This window comes from Aerococcus sp. HMSC062A02 (genome assembly GCF_001809535.1).
Lineage (GTDB): Bacteria > Bacillota > Bacilli > Lactobacillales > Aerococcaceae > Aerococcus.
This window is the reverse complement of record NZ_KV797939.1, coordinates 52,229-66,880: the sequence shown is the minus strand read 5'-3', so window position 1 is coordinate 66,880 and position 14,652 is coordinate 52,229. Positions and strand designations below refer to the sequence as shown.

The 14,652-nt window shown below is 48.9% G+C and carries 13 protein-coding genes; 7 read left to right on the top strand and 6 right to left on the bottom strand.

The features are described 5' to 3' along the window. The coding region (locus tag HMPREF2626_RS10225) for a hypothetical protein (protein WP_210382808.1) at positions 1–244 on the top strand (244 nt) is incomplete at its 5' end. Here the strand turns inward: HMPREF2626_RS10225 and HMPREF2626_RS07585 are convergent. Together HMPREF2626_RS07585 and HMPREF2626_RS07580 are read right to left on the bottom strand one after the other, a co-directional pair. Then, entirely contained in the window at positions 231–1,190 is a 960-nt protein-coding gene (locus HMPREF2626_RS07585) for a 2-keto-3-deoxygluconate permease (protein ID WP_070619640.1), read from the bottom strand. The genes HMPREF2626_RS10225 and HMPREF2626_RS07585 overlap by 14 nt on opposite strands. 122 nt (positions 1,191–1,312) lie before the next feature. Then, a complete protein-coding gene (locus tag HMPREF2626_RS07580) occupies positions 1,313–2,461 on the bottom strand; it encodes a M20 family metallopeptidase (protein ID WP_070619637.1) in 1,149 nt (382 codons plus the stop codon). Between the two features lie 75 nt (positions 2,462–2,536). Here HMPREF2626_RS07580 and HMPREF2626_RS07575 point away from each other — a divergent pair, with 75 nt between their 5' ends. Next, positions 2,537–3,364, top strand: a complete 828-nt coding sequence (locus HMPREF2626_RS07575) for an ADP-ribosylglycohydrolase family protein (protein WP_070619634.1) — start codon at positions 2,537–2,539, stop codon at positions 3,362–3,364. Positions 3,365–3,698: 334 nt separating this feature from the next. Here HMPREF2626_RS07575 and HMPREF2626_RS07570 read toward each other — a convergent pair whose 3' ends face one another. The 3 genes from HMPREF2626_RS07570 to HMPREF2626_RS07560 are packed head-to-tail and all read right to left on the bottom strand — an operon-like array spanning position 3,699 to position 6,287. Next, positions 3,699–4,703 (bottom strand): biotin--[acetyl-CoA-carboxylase] ligase, encoded by a 1,005-nt coding sequence (locus tag HMPREF2626_RS07570; protein ID WP_070619631.1) that lies wholly within the window; start codon positions 4,701–4,703, stop codon positions 3,699–3,701. A gap of 39 nt (positions 4,704–4,742) precedes the next feature. Beyond that, positions 4,743–5,294 carry a cysteine hydrolase family protein gene (locus HMPREF2626_RS07565; RefSeq protein WP_070619629.1) on the bottom strand — a complete coding sequence of 184 codons (552 nt, stop codon included), beginning with the start codon at positions 5,292–5,294 and terminating at the stop codon, positions 4,743–4,745. Between the two features lie 15 nt (positions 5,295–5,309). Further along, complete coding sequence (locus tag HMPREF2626_RS07560) at positions 5,310–6,287, bottom strand: aromatic acid exporter family protein (RefSeq protein ID WP_070619626.1); 978 nt, start codon at positions 6,285–6,287, stop codon at positions 5,310–5,312. Between the two features lie 298 nt (positions 6,288–6,585). Between HMPREF2626_RS07560 and HMPREF2626_RS07555 the strand changes: the two genes are divergently transcribed. The 3 genes from HMPREF2626_RS07555 (at position 6,586) to HMPREF2626_RS07545 (ending at position 9,621) form a co-directional block, all read left to right on the top strand. Continuing rightward, positions 6,586–8,268: a formate--tetrahydrofolate ligase gene (locus HMPREF2626_RS07555; protein ID WP_070619622.1), complete on the top strand. Its 1,683-nt coding sequence runs from the start codon at positions 6,586–6,588 to the stop codon at positions 8,266–8,268. 130 nt (positions 8,269–8,398) lie between these two features. Beyond that, positions 8,399–9,166: a pseudouridine synthase gene (locus tag HMPREF2626_RS07550; protein WP_070619620.1), complete on the top strand. Its 768-nt coding sequence runs from the start codon at positions 8,399–8,401 to the stop codon at positions 9,164–9,166. After that, positions 9,163–9,621: a hypothetical protein gene (locus HMPREF2626_RS07545; RefSeq protein ID WP_070619617.1), complete on the top strand. Its 459-nt coding sequence runs from the start codon at positions 9,163–9,165 to the stop codon at positions 9,619–9,621. Before HMPREF2626_RS07550 ends, HMPREF2626_RS07545 begins: the two co-directional genes overlap by 4 nt. 24 nt (positions 9,622–9,645) lie before the next feature. On the opposite strand, the gene HMPREF2626_RS07540 is transcribed toward HMPREF2626_RS07545, so the two are convergent. Continuing rightward, positions 9,646–11,082 carry an N-acetylmuramoyl-L-alanine amidase family protein gene (locus tag HMPREF2626_RS07540; RefSeq protein WP_070619614.1) on the bottom strand — a complete coding sequence of 479 codons (1,437 nt, stop codon included), beginning with the start codon at positions 11,080–11,082 and terminating at the stop codon, positions 9,646–9,648. A gap of 458 nt (positions 11,083–11,540) precedes the next feature. Between HMPREF2626_RS07540 and hisS the strand changes: the two genes are divergently transcribed. Next, a complete protein-coding gene (gene hisS / locus HMPREF2626_RS07535) occupies positions 11,541–12,836 on the top strand; it encodes a histidine--tRNA ligase (protein WP_070619611.1) in 1,296 nt (431 codons plus the stop codon). Between the two features lie 11 nt (positions 12,837–12,847). After that, a complete protein-coding gene (aspS, locus tag HMPREF2626_RS07530) occupies positions 12,848–14,617 on the top strand; it encodes an aspartate--tRNA ligase (RefSeq protein ID WP_070619608.1) in 1,770 nt (589 codons plus the stop codon). Positions 14,618–14,652 lie beyond the last annotated feature (35 nt).

Sequence of the window (14,652 nt, the reverse complement as noted above, 5' to 3'; positions counted from 1 at the left end):
AGGCAAAGAGGATAAGAGCGGCTTTAGCCGGTCGCTCCACTTTGATGAAGTCGCTCCCTTTCTGCCTTTGCGAACCCGACTGAAAGGTGAGAGCAAGAGCGCTCAACCAAAAAATTCCCCTTCAAAAAAGGCCAGGAATCTTATCCTAGCCTTTGATCAGTGGACCGGCCTAATGTTGTCCGGTCTTTTTTTATTAATGATTTTTTTAAAACTTGCTCCTAGAGTCAGGACTAACCGCCTTTAGTCACAGTCTCTTTTCTTTGGTAGAGCTTTTGGGCGACAAGAGGGGAGAGGAGGGAGCTGGCGATGCAGACCATCATCACGATGGCGGTCGCGGCTACCACATCATCGCCGAAAGTTTCGGGTAAGGTCAGGCCAATGAGCGCTGGGTTGGCGACAGACATGCCAGCCACATTCCAAATCGCTGCTCCATCAATGCCTGCATTCTGCTTGGTGACGTAGCGGTCAAAGAAGATGAGTGGAAGCATCAGAATAAAGAAGGCAAGTGTCATCAAGAGGCCTGAGCCACCAGATGCCAGGGCGTCTTGGATCCGCATACCGGCTCCCAAGTTCCAACCGAGGAAGGGCAGGAGGCGGCCGATCATTGGCGTAAAGAAGTCCGCGAAGTCAGGATCCAAGTTGCCCAGGGCCATCCCTACAAGAAGGGGAATAAAGATCGAAATAATGGGGTTCCAGTCAATGCCGCCTGCCCCTCCATCAGCGGTAAGCAGACTCAGGAGGATAAGCGGGGTAAAGGACATACCCAGGATACCGAAGATTCCGTAGACCGCCCCAAAACGCTGGTCACCATATGAGGAATGGATGGCTAGGGCTACAGCTGGGTTCAGGGAATAAATCACACAAGCAAAGCTCAAGAGTGAAATTCCAAAGATCCCCTGGCTACCAAAAGCTAGATAGTAGAAATAGATCAGGAGGCTTGACCAAAATAATTTAAATAAGATCATGGGCAGGTGGCGCTTTAATAAGGGAACAATCTGCTTGAGGTCAAGACTCGTCCCTGCTGCAAAGACCAAAAGGCCAATGACAACCGGCGTCCCCATCTGGAAGCTAGCCTGACTGGTGCCGCCAAAACGGTCGTACATATTGGGAAAAATGGAAATTAAGACCATGCTGACGACCATGGGAACTAGGAACATGCCAGCAGGTAATTGGTTGATTTTCTTTAACATAAGAACCTCTTTTCTTTTAAAATTGACTAGCTTATAAGTTTAAAGAAAGCCTTTCTTAAAGTCAAGCTAATATAAAAAAGAGAGTAAGGCAAAAGTCATACTCTCTTTCTTTACTTATATGGTTAATCTTTTTGTTCAAACCACTGGCGGATAATGGCTTGGTACCAGGCGATGCTTTGGTAGAATTCACTGACGGTGATGTGTTCATCGGGTTCATGTAAGCTTTGGCCAGGGCCAATAATAATGGTTGGTATATCAGCTTGGTGGCGGATAAATTCCGCGCAATCGGTTCCTCCGCTGAAGGCTGCTAGTCCCGCTGCTTGATCGAGGATATCTTTTGACTTTTCGAGAGCGATTTGGACGAGGGGGTCTTGGTCGTCGGTCCGCAAGGGATAGAGGTTGGTGAAGAGGTCCATCTGTCCCTTAAAGTCAGGATCTTCAGCTTCTAAGTCTTTGATGATTTGTTCAAAACTAGCGTAAAGCTCGGGATGGTCTTGGCCAGGCACGGTCCGGATATCTACTTGAGCTTGGGCACGGTCTGGGACCACATTGACCACACTGCCGCCAGAAATTTGGTTAAAAGACATGGTCGATTGGCCAAGGAGGTCATCTTCGTGGTCGTCGGCATGGTAGGTCTGAGCGATCCGGTCCAGCCACTTGATCATTTTTTCTACGGCATTGACGCCTTTTTTAGGGGTCGATCCGTGGGCAGTCCGGCCTTGAGTTTCCAGTGATAGCCAGAAGACTCCTTTGTGGGCCCGCGCCACTTGGAGGTTAGTTGGTTCGGCACAGATCAGGGCATCGACATAGGGGAGGAGGTCTTGGTCGACTAAATCCTTGGCGCCCTTACCACCCATCTCTTCATCCGCCGTAAAGACTAGGATAATTTTTCCTTTTTTAGGAAGCTTTTCGGCTTTAAGTCGAAGTGCGGCAGCGACGAGGGCAATTAGGCCCCCCTTCATATCGCAGGCGCCCCGACCATAGATGACCCCGTCTTCAATTTCTGCGGCGAAGGGCTCGTGCTCCCAAGGGTTATCGCCGATTGGGACGACATCCATATGGCCGGTTAAGCCGAGCGTAGGTCCTTCTACGCCACTATCTAATGTTGCTATAAGCTGGGTCCGGTCACCCTTATAGGAATAGCGTTTGGTTTCTAGGCCTGCCTCCTGTAAAATAGGTTCTATAAGGTCGGCCACGGCAGTTTCATTGCCATTGGTTGAGTTTACTTTTAAAACATCTTGAAGCAATTGGAGTGCTTGTTCATTATTCATTATGATCACCTCCACCTTATTATGCACTTAAAATTAGTAAGTTACAAATTGAAAAGTTTTAGAGAGGGGAAAGATATGCTAGGCGCAATCATTGGAGACATTGTAGGCTCACGCTTTGAACTAAATAATTACCGAGGGAAGGACTTTGAACTCTTCCATCCTGACTGTCATCTCACAGATGATTCAATTATGACTCTGGCGGTGGGCGAGGCCTTGATGAAGGCTGTTGGACGGTCAGGGGGCTTGGCAAAAGACGCTGAATTCTTAGGCCTACTTGAAGAGGAAGCGGTTCGCTCCATGCAGACCTGGGGGCGGAAGTATCCTACAGCGGGTTATGGTAAGAACTTCTTCCGCTGGATCTATAGCCGGAAGCCCCAGCCCTACCAGAGTATCGGTAATGGAGCCGGTATGCGGATTAGTCCTGTCGCTGACCTAGCGCGAAGCGAAGAAGAAGTTCTCGCTTGGGGATCAGTAGTGACTGGGATTAGTCATGACAGTGAGGAAGCCTTCCTTGGGGCCTGGACCCTTGCTTTAGCGATTTACCAGGCGAAGACGGGAGTAGACCCAGAGGATATTTTCAAACAAATTGCTACAGAAGTATATGATTTAAACTTCACCATTGACAACTTACGCCCGCATTACAGCTTCCATGCCAATTGTGCGGACTCTATCCCCCAAGCCCTAGTGGCCGTAAGGGATGGCGAGGATTTCGAAGACTGCTTGCGCCTGGCTGTTTCCCTAGGCGGGGACTCCGACACCATCGCTTCCATGGCCGGTGCCATGGCTGCCTACCTCTATCCCATTCCTCAGGCTATTGCAGACCAGGCCCTGTCCTATCTTGATGACGACCAAGCCGCCCTTTACCAAGCCTGGCAAGATTTTTGCCGAAAATACCAGGCTTAACTAGGGGGATTTGGCCTTGATCAATTGGATAAAGGTCCTTTAAGCCGGATCATTGGATCGCTCGGCCATTGCAAGCCATAAAAAAGCAGCTGGACCATATTAGCGTCCAGCTGCTTTTATTAAGGATTGGGGAGTGAAGTGAGGGCTCTAGTCCAGCTGTCCGATTGACTTACTCCAAGCATCCCAAGCTAACCGCTCTTGCTCACACCCTGTAGTCGGGTTCGCAAGAGCAGCTTGGGAGTGCTTTCGCAAGTTGGGAACGTGCAAGCGTGGCTTGCCCTTATCCCAACTTACTCCAAGCATCCAAAGCTGAACGCTCTTGCTCACACCCTGTTTATAAATTTCTAAATTGCTGACTAGAGAAATGAATATCCTGGCCATAGAGGATTTCTTTTTTGCCATTGGCTTTGGCAATGATCAGCTGGCCTTCGGGATTGACGCCAACGATGATTCCAGACTGCCAGTCGCCATTGTACTGGTAGGAAACCTCCTTGCCTACGCCCATGAGCCGGTCCTTGTATAAGGGGAAGAAGGCTTTGTCATCGAAGTTGGCATGGTAGGTCAAGATTCGGCTCACAATTTGTGCTAAGAATTGGTTGATATTGAAGTCTTCTGGAGTTTCTTGACCAAAAATGGTGCCTGCGACTTCTCGAACAGCGGGGTCTGAGTCTTCAAAGGAACCCGCTAGGTTGATTCCAATTCCAATCATGACAGCGGAGGTATCAGCCGCTTCAATGGAGCTAATCATTTCGCTCAAGATGCCAGTGATCTTGCGCTTGTGGTAGAAGATGTCATTAACCCATTTGATCTCGCACTGGTCGTCGACATAGCTTTCAATGGTCTCGACAACAGCAGTCGCTGCCAGGATGGTGTACATAGGCACGTCCTGGAGTTTCACCTGATGGGGGCGGAGGGCTAGGGTGAAATAGAGACCTTCTGCCAGGTCGCAATAATAGGCCTTGCCTCGCCGTCCTCGGCCCTTGGTCTGCTGTTGGGTGGCGTACAAGAGATAATCCGCCTGGCTATGGGCTAGGGCCTCTTTCATCAAGTCATTAGTCGAGCTCATGCTGGGGCGGACCTCATAAGCTATGTCAAACGAACCGACTGCTTGCTTGAGAAAGTGGTCGATTTGTTGGGGGGCCAAGTCATCGCTCAGACTTTCTAGCTGGTAGCCCTTATTGGGGGTCGAAGAAATTTGATAGCCCTGGTCTTTGAGAGCTTGGATGGCTTTCCAGATGGCATTGCGAGAAACCCCTAATATTTCAGCCAGCTTCTGTCCAGACAGGTAAGCACCATCCGCTTTTAAGAGATGATCGAGGACTTTTTGCTGTGAATTCATAATAAGCCTCCTTTGTTGTAAATGATTTAACTGCCTTGCCTAATCGACAATTTTGGCGTCTAGGCAGGTCTCGAAGTGGGTTAGGGCCCAGTCGTGGCCTGCTTGGTTGAAACTTGCCACGGCTGTGGGGTGGATTACTAATTGATAGCCCAGATTATAGGCGTCCACAGCAGTATGGAGGATACAGATATCGGTGCAGACCCCAACTAAGTGGAGGGTTTGGATATGGCGCTCCCGCAGTTTCATATCGAGATTGGTCCCCGCAAAGGCGGAGTAGCGAGTCTTTTCCATATAGTAGACATGGGTTTGGTCCTTGGCCCCTTGGTAGATGTCAGCGAGACGTCCGTAGAGCTCTTGACCCTGGCTGCCTTGGATATTATGGCTTGGGAAGAGCCGGCTCTCGGGATGGTAGGGGTCATCTTTTTGGTGGCTATCGATAGCAAAGACCACAAATTCTTGGTCTTGGATAAAGCGCTCCGTCAAGTCGCAGATCTTGTCTTCGATAGCCTGACCGGGTTGGCCACAGGTTAAACTGCCATCGTCTGCGACAAAATCGTTGGTGTAGTCAATGTTAATTAAGGCTTCTTTCATGGTGAGATTCTCCTTTTAATGTGAATAGATAAAATTGCTTTCATAGTAGAAGTTTTTCTTTAATTTTAAGAATTTTTTGCAATCTGTCAAGATCGCGAAAAGGGTAGCCCGGAGCTCAAATTCTTTGCGGGTCTGAGGCAGGTCGCTCTCCCTGTAAGTCTTAATGAGCTGGTCCAATTCTGCGCTTAGTCCCAAAGCTGGATTGCGCTCGTTCAGCTGTTCGGACACGTGGATGAGAAACTGGGCTAAATCCTGGTGCTGGGAGGTCTTCTGGTCGAGCCGCTGCAAGCTCTCCGCTATCTGGTAGAGAACATTGCTTTGGGCCTGGCGCATGGCAAAATACTGCTTATAGTATAGGGTATCCTGGTTCATTCGGTTGGCATTCTCCCTGGCAGCCAGACCTTGCCCATCTTGGATGAGCTGGCTGAGTTCGTGGAGGGCCAAAACAAAATGATCTTGCTCAAAGAAAGTGCCTTGGTCTAATTGATCGGCATAGGAGCAAAGGACCGTCCGCATCCGGTCTTCGATCGCCTCTTTTAACTGGGCCATTTCCTTTTGGTGGGAAGGTTGGAGGAAGTTAACCAAGAGGGCGATCCCGGTCCCGATGATGAGAAGTAGAAACTCGTTCATCAAGTCGGGAAAAGCTATGGTCTGGTCCAAAAGCAAGTGGGAGACCGATACCGCACAAGGAGCAATGGCATTCCCCGACTTCATCCAGGCGGCCAGTGGATAGGTGATCAAAAGATAGAGGGCAAAGACCCAAACGGTAAATCCTAGGTAATAAAAAAGCAGGCTAGCAACAGTCAAGCTTAAGACCATGGCCAGGCTAATATTTCCGATATAATGGACGGTTTGTTGGTTAGTGTCAGCTAAGGTCAGGATAGCGATAATGCCAGCGGAAACCGCATAATCTAAATGGAGCCACTGGGCCAGGAAGATGGCAAAGAAGGTCGCGACCCCGTACTTGAGGGCTTTAATTAAATGCAAGGTCATTGGTTCGATCAGTCCTCCTTTAATTCTAATAAACTTATTATAGCAAAAACTCCCTAGAAAAGCCTGAGAGTCCAGTTGAAAGAAATATACAATAATTGTATTCATTTTAACTGCTTTAATCACTAAAATAAAGCAAAGCTAAGCAGACTATACACTGGAAATTTACTTTTATTTGGCAGAATCTGGTTTTTTCAGTGAAACTTTTTTCTTAACTTTCAATCGAGATGAGCAGACTATTTGTGTAAGCGCTTAAACATGTTATAATTGATTTAGTTAATTTTAAAGGAGGAGTCATTATATGTTAACGGATATTCAAATTGCCCAGCAAAATGAACCGAAGCGAATCACTGAGATTGCTGAAGGCCTCGGCTTTAAGGAAAGCGATTTAGACCAATACGGACTCTATAAGGCCAAAATCCCTCAAAGAACTCTGGATCAAATCCAAGATCGAGAAGATGGTAAGTTAATCCTGGTCACCGCTATTAACCCAACGGCAGCTGGTGAGGGGAAAACCACAATTACAGTCGGTCTAGGGGATGCCCTGCAAAAAATTGGAAAGAAATCCATGGTGGCTCTTCGTGAACCTTCATTTGGCCCGACTTTCGGCTTGAAGGGCGGCGCTGCTGGTGGGGGCTATGCCCAAGTTGTGCCGATGGAAGATATCAATATGCACTTTACGGGGGACATGCATGCCATCACAACCGCCAACAACTTACTATCAGCTGTGATTGATAACCACATCCACCAAGGCAATAAATTGAATATTGACAACCGCCGGATTACTTGGAAGCGTGTCGTTGACATGAACGACCGGAACTTGCGACATGTGGTCGTTGGTCTGGGTGGACCAGGCAACGGTTATCCACGCGAGGATGGTTTTGATATTACAGTGGCTTCCGAAGTAATGGCAGCCCTCTGCTTGGCTACTGACTTAAGTGACCTGAGAGACCGCTTCAACCGGATCGTTATCGGGGAAACCCGGGACAAGGAACCTGTGACGGTTGAACAATTGGGCTGCGCTGGTGCCATGACCCTAATTATGAAAGACGCGATCGAACCTAACTTGGTACAAACCTTAGAACATACGCCAGCTTTAGTCCACGGGGGGCCCTTTGCCAATATCGCCCATGGCTGTAACTCCATTATCGCCACCAAGGCAGCCTTGAAACTGGCTGACTATGCGGTAACTGAGGCTGGTTTCGGTGCTGACCTAGGTGGGGAAAAATTCATGGACATCGTGACTCCTAACCTCGGTAAGACGCCGGATGCTGTGGTTATTGTAACCACGATCCGTTCGATGAAGATGCACGGGGGCATTCCGAAGAAAGAATTGAAGGATGCCGGTGAAGATGTGGAAGCTGTTAAAGCCGGTGTGGTGAACTTAGAAAAACACATCGAAACCATGCAAGGCTACAATGTACCAGTTGTTGTCGCTTTAAATGAATTCGTTACCGATACGGAAGCAGAAATTGCTGCTGTCCAAGAAGCTTGTGACCAGCTCAATGTTCCATTCGTCAAAGCATCCGTCTGGGAAAATGGTGGTGAAGGTGGTGTTGACCTAGCCAAGGAAGTCGTTGAACTCATCGACCAAGCCGGAAATCCTGAATTTAAACCTTTATATGACGCTGAAAATACCAGCATCAAAGAAAAACTCGATGCCATTGTAACGAAGGTATATGGGGGCCGCGGCGTCGTTTATGAATCCAAAGCCGAAAAACAAATTGCTGATTTCGAGAAGAATGGTTGGGGTCACTTGCCAATCTGTATGGCTAAAACCCAGTATTCGCTGACTGATGACCCAAGTAAGGTAGCCCGTCCAAGCGACTTCGATATCCATATCCGTGAATTTGTGCCTAAGATTGGGGCTGGCTTTATTGTTGCTCTGACAGGAGACGTGATGACCATGCCCGGTCTGCCAAAAGAACCAGCTGCTATGAAGATGGATATTAAAGAAGACGGTACCATTGAAGGGCTTTTCTAAGTCTTTACTCATTTGATAAAAAATTGGGAGACAGTTTTGTCCTGTCTCCTTTTTTACTGGGCTAGGTCAGGCTTTTTATTTAGACATATGTTAAAATAGAATAAGATCAAAAAAGTGGAGGAGGCTAGTTATGCGCTTAGATAAATTAATTGCCAATTACACGCTCTTAAGCCGCAAGGAGGCCAAGCAAGCCATCAAAAAAGGGCGCGTCCAAGTGAACGGTCAGACGCTTAAAAAAGTTGACCACCATTTGGATCCAGACCAGGACCAGGTCAGCTTGGATGGGGAGAGCGTCCGCTACCAACCCTTCATTTATTTTATCTTGCACAAGCCAGCAGGTTATTTGTCTACGACTAAGGACGGGCAGACAGCCATTGTTACTGATCTTCTGCCCCAAGACCTGGTCCAAATCTACGATCCCTTCCCTGTGGGGCGCTTGGATAAGGACACAGAAGGCCTGCTTTTGATCACGAATGATGGCCAGCTCAGTCATGACCTCCTGTCCCCACGCAAGAAGGTGGACAAGGAATACTATGCGGAAATTGCAGGCATAGTGACTGCTGAAGACCAGGCGGCTTTCGCTTCCGGCCTGGCCATTGACCAAGGAGAAACTTGCCTGCCTGCGGAACTTTTTATTGACCAGGTCGACCTGGGTTCTGGGAGGAGCCAGATTCGTCTCATCCTCCACGAAGGGAAGTTCCACCAGGTCAAGCGGATGTTCCAAGCGGTCGGTAAGGAAGTGACCTATCTCAAGCGCCTCCGCATGGGCGGCTTGCGCTTAGACCCTGACCTGGACCGGGGAGACTACCAGGAAGTAGACAAGGCCAGCCTTCTCGCTTTACTCCACTTAGATGAAACTGAGGCCAGGGCCTCGCAAAGAAAGGAAGACCAAAAATGACACAGACCATCTACACCGTTTACTGGGAAAATAAACGCCACGGCGTCCGTAAGCAACACGGCTCTTACAAGAGTGAAGAAGAAGCCATCGAGGGCATCAAGGCTTGGTGGGAGCTGCAGAAGGACAAGTACGATAATATCAACTACGAGCGCACCAATACCGGTGCCTTGGAGATCACCTACGATGACGACAACTATGTCTACCGGGTGGAAAAGGAAGAAAGCGACCAAGAACTTCCTAGCCGCCAATACAAACTGCGTTCAGAAGGCGAAAATGAAGCCAACCGTAAAAAATACAACCTCCACGATGAGGAATTTCTCTTTGACGAATTGGCCGAACCCTACCGCGACCGCCTGATTCTGAGCATGGCTAGCAGCCAAAAAGCCCGCGACCACGTCTATGACGAACGGGGCCGTTTGATCCGCAACTTGGACCAACGTCCTCCTAAAGCTTAAAATTAAAAACGCCTTAGCAGCTTCTTATGGAGCTGCTGAGGCGTTTTCATTTGCTTGCTTTTGATCGCTAGAGGCTGGGACACTCTGGCCCTGGCTATTGCCGCCTTCTTGGAAGTAGCAGACCAGGCCGTTGTAGACGGCTTGAGCGACCCGCTCGTGGTAGTCTTTTTGGCTAAATTTCTGCACATCATTAGGGTTGGACATGTAACCGAGCTCTAAGAGAAGGGCAGGGGGATGGGAGTCCCGGATGACCTGGAAGTTCCCGAATTCGATCCCATTATTGGGCACATTCATCTGTTCGATGAGCTGACTTTGGAGCTCTTGGGCTACTGGAATCGAGGCTTCATCGTAATAGTAGACGGTATTACCGCTGACGGTCGCTTCAGCTGCCGAATCGTAGTGGAGGCTGAGGAAGAGGTCGCCGTTGACTTCATTGTAGAGTCGACCCCGGTCAGCCAGTTCGATGAATTGGTCGTCCTCCCGGGTCATGATGACCTTGGCACCGGCCGCTTCCAGTTTTTCCTTGAGGATCTGAGCCGAGGCTAGGGCAACGTCTTTTTCATAGACTTTTTCGTCATCGGAGATAGCACCTGGGTCCTTGCCCCCGTGGCCTGGGTCGAGCACGATGGTTTTTTGGCTGAGAGTGGTTGTAGCTTCTGCTTCCTGGGCTTTCTTGGACATTTCCGTGGCGTCGGACTTGGCCAGCCAGTTGGCCAGGTAGCCTTCTTGGCCGTCCTTGGTCTTGACCTTGTAGTAGACGTCCTCTTGGCCCAGGTAGGCGAAGCCCTCGTTCATCTTGCCCTTGTAGATCACATCAGACTCATTGGTCGGTGCCTCCCGGATATTGACGCCAGCTGCGGTGGCCACGACCTTAGCGGGATAATCCTTGAGTAAGTTATCGACGGCCGCCTGCTCGTCCTCGGACAGGCTGGCAATGTACTCGTTAGCAATCGTACCGGGCGTGATGTCGATAGCGCTCTGGTCGATCCAGGCAGTTTCATTTTGGAATTGGACTTGGATCCATCCCTTGTCCTGGTAGAGAATGGTGAACTTATCGCCTTGCTTAGCCTCGCCAAGCTTGTCGCCATCTTTGGCCTGAGAGAGGATAGGGACCTGGTCGTCGATCACGGTTGCGATAAAGCCCCGGTCTTTGTCATCTTGGCCCTGGGGCATGAGCCAGCTAGGCAGCCAACCTGTCTGTCCATTAGCCAGGCGGACATAAAGCCAGTCATTGGCCTCCCGCATCACTTGGTAGCCCGTTCCCTTCTTGACTTGTTCCTTGATGTCATAAGTAATACCGGGTCCCTGGCGGAGGTTGATCAGGTCAGCCTGGGTCTTCTTCTGCTGGTTTTGACTTAGGTGAAAAATCGTTAAAAAAGCCCCCAACAAGACCAGGATGACGACCAAGCTGTAGATAAAATAATGGCCCCGCCTGGCTTCCCAATGGTCTTTCCAGTTCATTTTCAACCCCCTTTCTGAATGACTTCTTTCTATAAGTTTACCCTTTAATTAAAAAGAGCGCAATTCAAAAGACAAAAAGTCTGAGCTAAAACTTAGGTGGCACTTGGGGCTGACTGGAAGAGGATGGCTTCTATCTCTTGCCCGAAACAAAAAGTCCAAGTTGGGAAAGATTTTTAAATTGACTTTTGTCTAAAGATTGGTTAAGCTAGTTACTGATAAAACCGTTGAAAGAGAATGACTTATGGAGAGAATCCTTAGAGAGAATGCGGAGGGTGCAAGCATTTATTCTTGACTTAAGTTGGACACTCTGGAGGTGAGTGAAGACTCCGTTGCGCACGTTACGCGCTAGAGATTTCTAGCCAATAGCTAGAATAATTAAGGTGGTACCACGAAACTTTCGTCCTTATCCTGTTTTTCAGGATAGGGATTTTTTTATGGAATGATTAAGGGGGATGTGAATGATTCAGCGACCAAAAGGAACGGTTGATATTTTACCTGAAGAAATTGCCAAGTGGCATTATGTAGAAGACAAGGCTCGGGCGATCCTGAGCCGCTACCGCTTCCGTGAAATTCGAACACCGATGTTTGAGCACTACGAACTCTTCGCACGGGGAGTGGGAGAGACCTCAGACGTGGTCTCTAAAGAAATGTATGACTTTAAAGACAAGGGCGACCGCCATATTGCCCTCAAGCCAGAAGGGACGGCACCGGTTGTTCGGGCCTATATTGAAAACAAACTTTATGGCCCAGAACACCATCATCCTTACAAGGTCTACTATCTGAGCCCGATGTTCCGCTATGAGCGGCCCCAGGGTGGGCGCCAGCGCCAGTTCAACCAATTAGGTGTGGAGGTCTTCGGCGATTCCCAGGCACTCATTGATGTGGAAACCATCGCCCTGGCTTGGGAAATTCTCACAGGCTTAGGGATTTCTGACTTGGAATTAGTGATTAACTCACTAGGCGATATCGATTCACGTATAGCCTACCGCCAGGCTCTCATTGACTATCTGGAACCCTTCGAAGACCGGTTGAGTGAAGACTCCAAGACCCGGCTCCACAAGAATCCTCTGCGCGTCCTCGATAGCAAGGACCCTAAGGACAAGGAGATTGTAAAGGATGCGCCAAGTATTCTGGACTTCTTATCCGAAGAATCTAAGGAACGCTTTGACCTAGTCCAAAGCCTTCTCGATCAATTAGGGATTCCTTACCGGATCGATGCTAATATGGTCCGGGGCTTGGACTACTACCAAGATACCATCTTTGAGATCATGACCAAGAATGAAGTTTTCGGAGCAGAAACCACTATCTGCGGGGGCGGGTCTTATTCAGGACTTGTCAAGGAACTCTCAGATGGAAAGCAGGATGTACCAGGTTTTGGCTTTGCGATTGGTTTAGAGCGGCTCATGCTCCTCTTGGAAGCCCAAGAAGTGGCCTTGCCTGACACGGATCCTTTAGATGTCTACTTGGTGACTATTCCAGGGATCCAGGTTGCAAACAGCCTGCCCTTAATTGAGGCCATCCGCCAACAGGGCTATTCCTGTCAGCTCGATTACAAGCACCGCAAGCCGGGCAAGCAATTCCGGGATGCCGATAAGTTGGGCGCCAAGTTCGTGATTACTCTGGGTGAGAGCGAATTAGAAGAAGGGGCCCTCAATGTTAAAGACATGGCTTCGGGCGAGGAGAAAAAATTCGCCATTGACCAAATTAAAGAACAATTTTCAGATGTTATTGCAAGTTTTCATGCTAATGCATAAGGAGGAACAAGATGAAACGTACAACATATTGTGGAAACGTATCTAAAGAATTAGTCGGCCAGACGGTCACACTCAAGGGCTGGGTACAAAAACGCCGGGACCTTGGTGGGGTAATCTTCGTTGACCTGAGAGACCGTGAAGGCTTCGTTCAAGTGGTTTTCAACGTAGAAAATTTAGGGGACCACTTCGACCAAGCGGAAAAATTACGGTCTGAATATGTCATCGAAGTGACTGGTGACGTCATCAACCGTGACGAAGACATGGTTAACCCTAAGATTAAGAATGGGGACATCGAAGTCATGGTCAAAGAATTGACTATCTTAAACAAGGCTAAGACCCCACCATTCATGGTAGAGGACGACATCGATGTGAACGATGATATCCGCTTGAAATACCGCTATGTGGATCTCCGCCGCCCTGAAATGAACGCTAATATTGTTTTACGTGCGAAAGTCACCCAAGCCATCCGCCGCTTCCTTGAAAAAGAAGGCTTCTTGGATATTGAGACCCCTTACCTGACCAAGTCAACACCAGAAGGCGCTCGCGACTACTTGGTTCCTTCCCGTGTCCACCCTGGTGAATTCTATGCTCTGCCTCAGTCACCTCAGCTCTTCAAGCAATTGCTGATGGCTTCAGGTATGGACCGCTACTACCAAATCGTTCGTTGCTTCCGTGATGAAGACTTGCGGGGGGACCGCCAACCAGAATTTACCCAAGTGGACTTGGAAACCAGCTTCCTCAGCCAGGAAGAAATTCGTGAAATCGTCGAAGCCATGCTTAAAGATGTCATGAAAGAAACCCGGGGCGTTGAAATTACCGAAGACTTCCCTATTATTTCCTATGATGACGCCATGAATTATTACGGGACAGACAAACCCGACACCCGTTTCGGCATGAAATTAGTGGATGTATCGGACGTGGTCAGCCAGTATGAATTGAAGGTCTTCAACCAAGCCATCGAAAATGGCGGTATGGTCAAAGCCATCAATGTCAAAGGTGCAGCTGATCAGTACTCCCGTAAGGACTTAGACGGCTTAACTGACTTCGCCAGCACATATGGTGCCAAAGGGGTCGCTTGGATTAAGGTCAGTGAAGACGGCTTGACTGGTCCGATCGGTAAATTCTTCAAGGAAAATCCGGAGCCACTTGTTGACCGTCTCCAAGCAGAAGCAGGGGATATCCTCCTCTTCTTAGCTGACAAGGCCAGTGTGGTCCACCAATCCCTGTCCGAAATTCGCCTGAAATTTGCCCGCGAACTAGGATTGATGGACAAGAACCAATTCAACTTCCTCTGGGTCGTAAATTGGCCACTGCTCGAGTATGATGAACAAGAAGGCCGCTACAATGCCATGCACCATCCCTTCACCATGCCTAATGAAGAAGATCTCGACAAGTTAAGCAACCAACCTGAAGAAGTCTATGCCCAAGCCTATGACATCGTCCTCAACGGCTATGAAATCGGGGGCGGGTCCATCCGTATCCACCAAAAAGATATCCAACTCCAAATGTTAGAAGCATTAGGCTTCAGCGAAGAGAGCGCCAATGAACAATTCGGCTTCTTACTGGACGCCTTGGAATACGGCTTCCCACCACACGGCGGCTTAGCGATTGGTCTCGACCGTTTAGTGATGCTTTTAGCCGGCGAAGATAACATTCGTGAAGTCATGGCCTTCCCTAAGAATGGCCGCGCCTTCGATCCATTGACAAATGCGCCTAGTGAAGTTTCCCAAGAGCAAATAAACGACTTGAGTCTTGAAGTGACTCGCATCGATGTGGACTAAGCTACAATTTAAGTGTCAAAGGAAGGAGAGCTTGT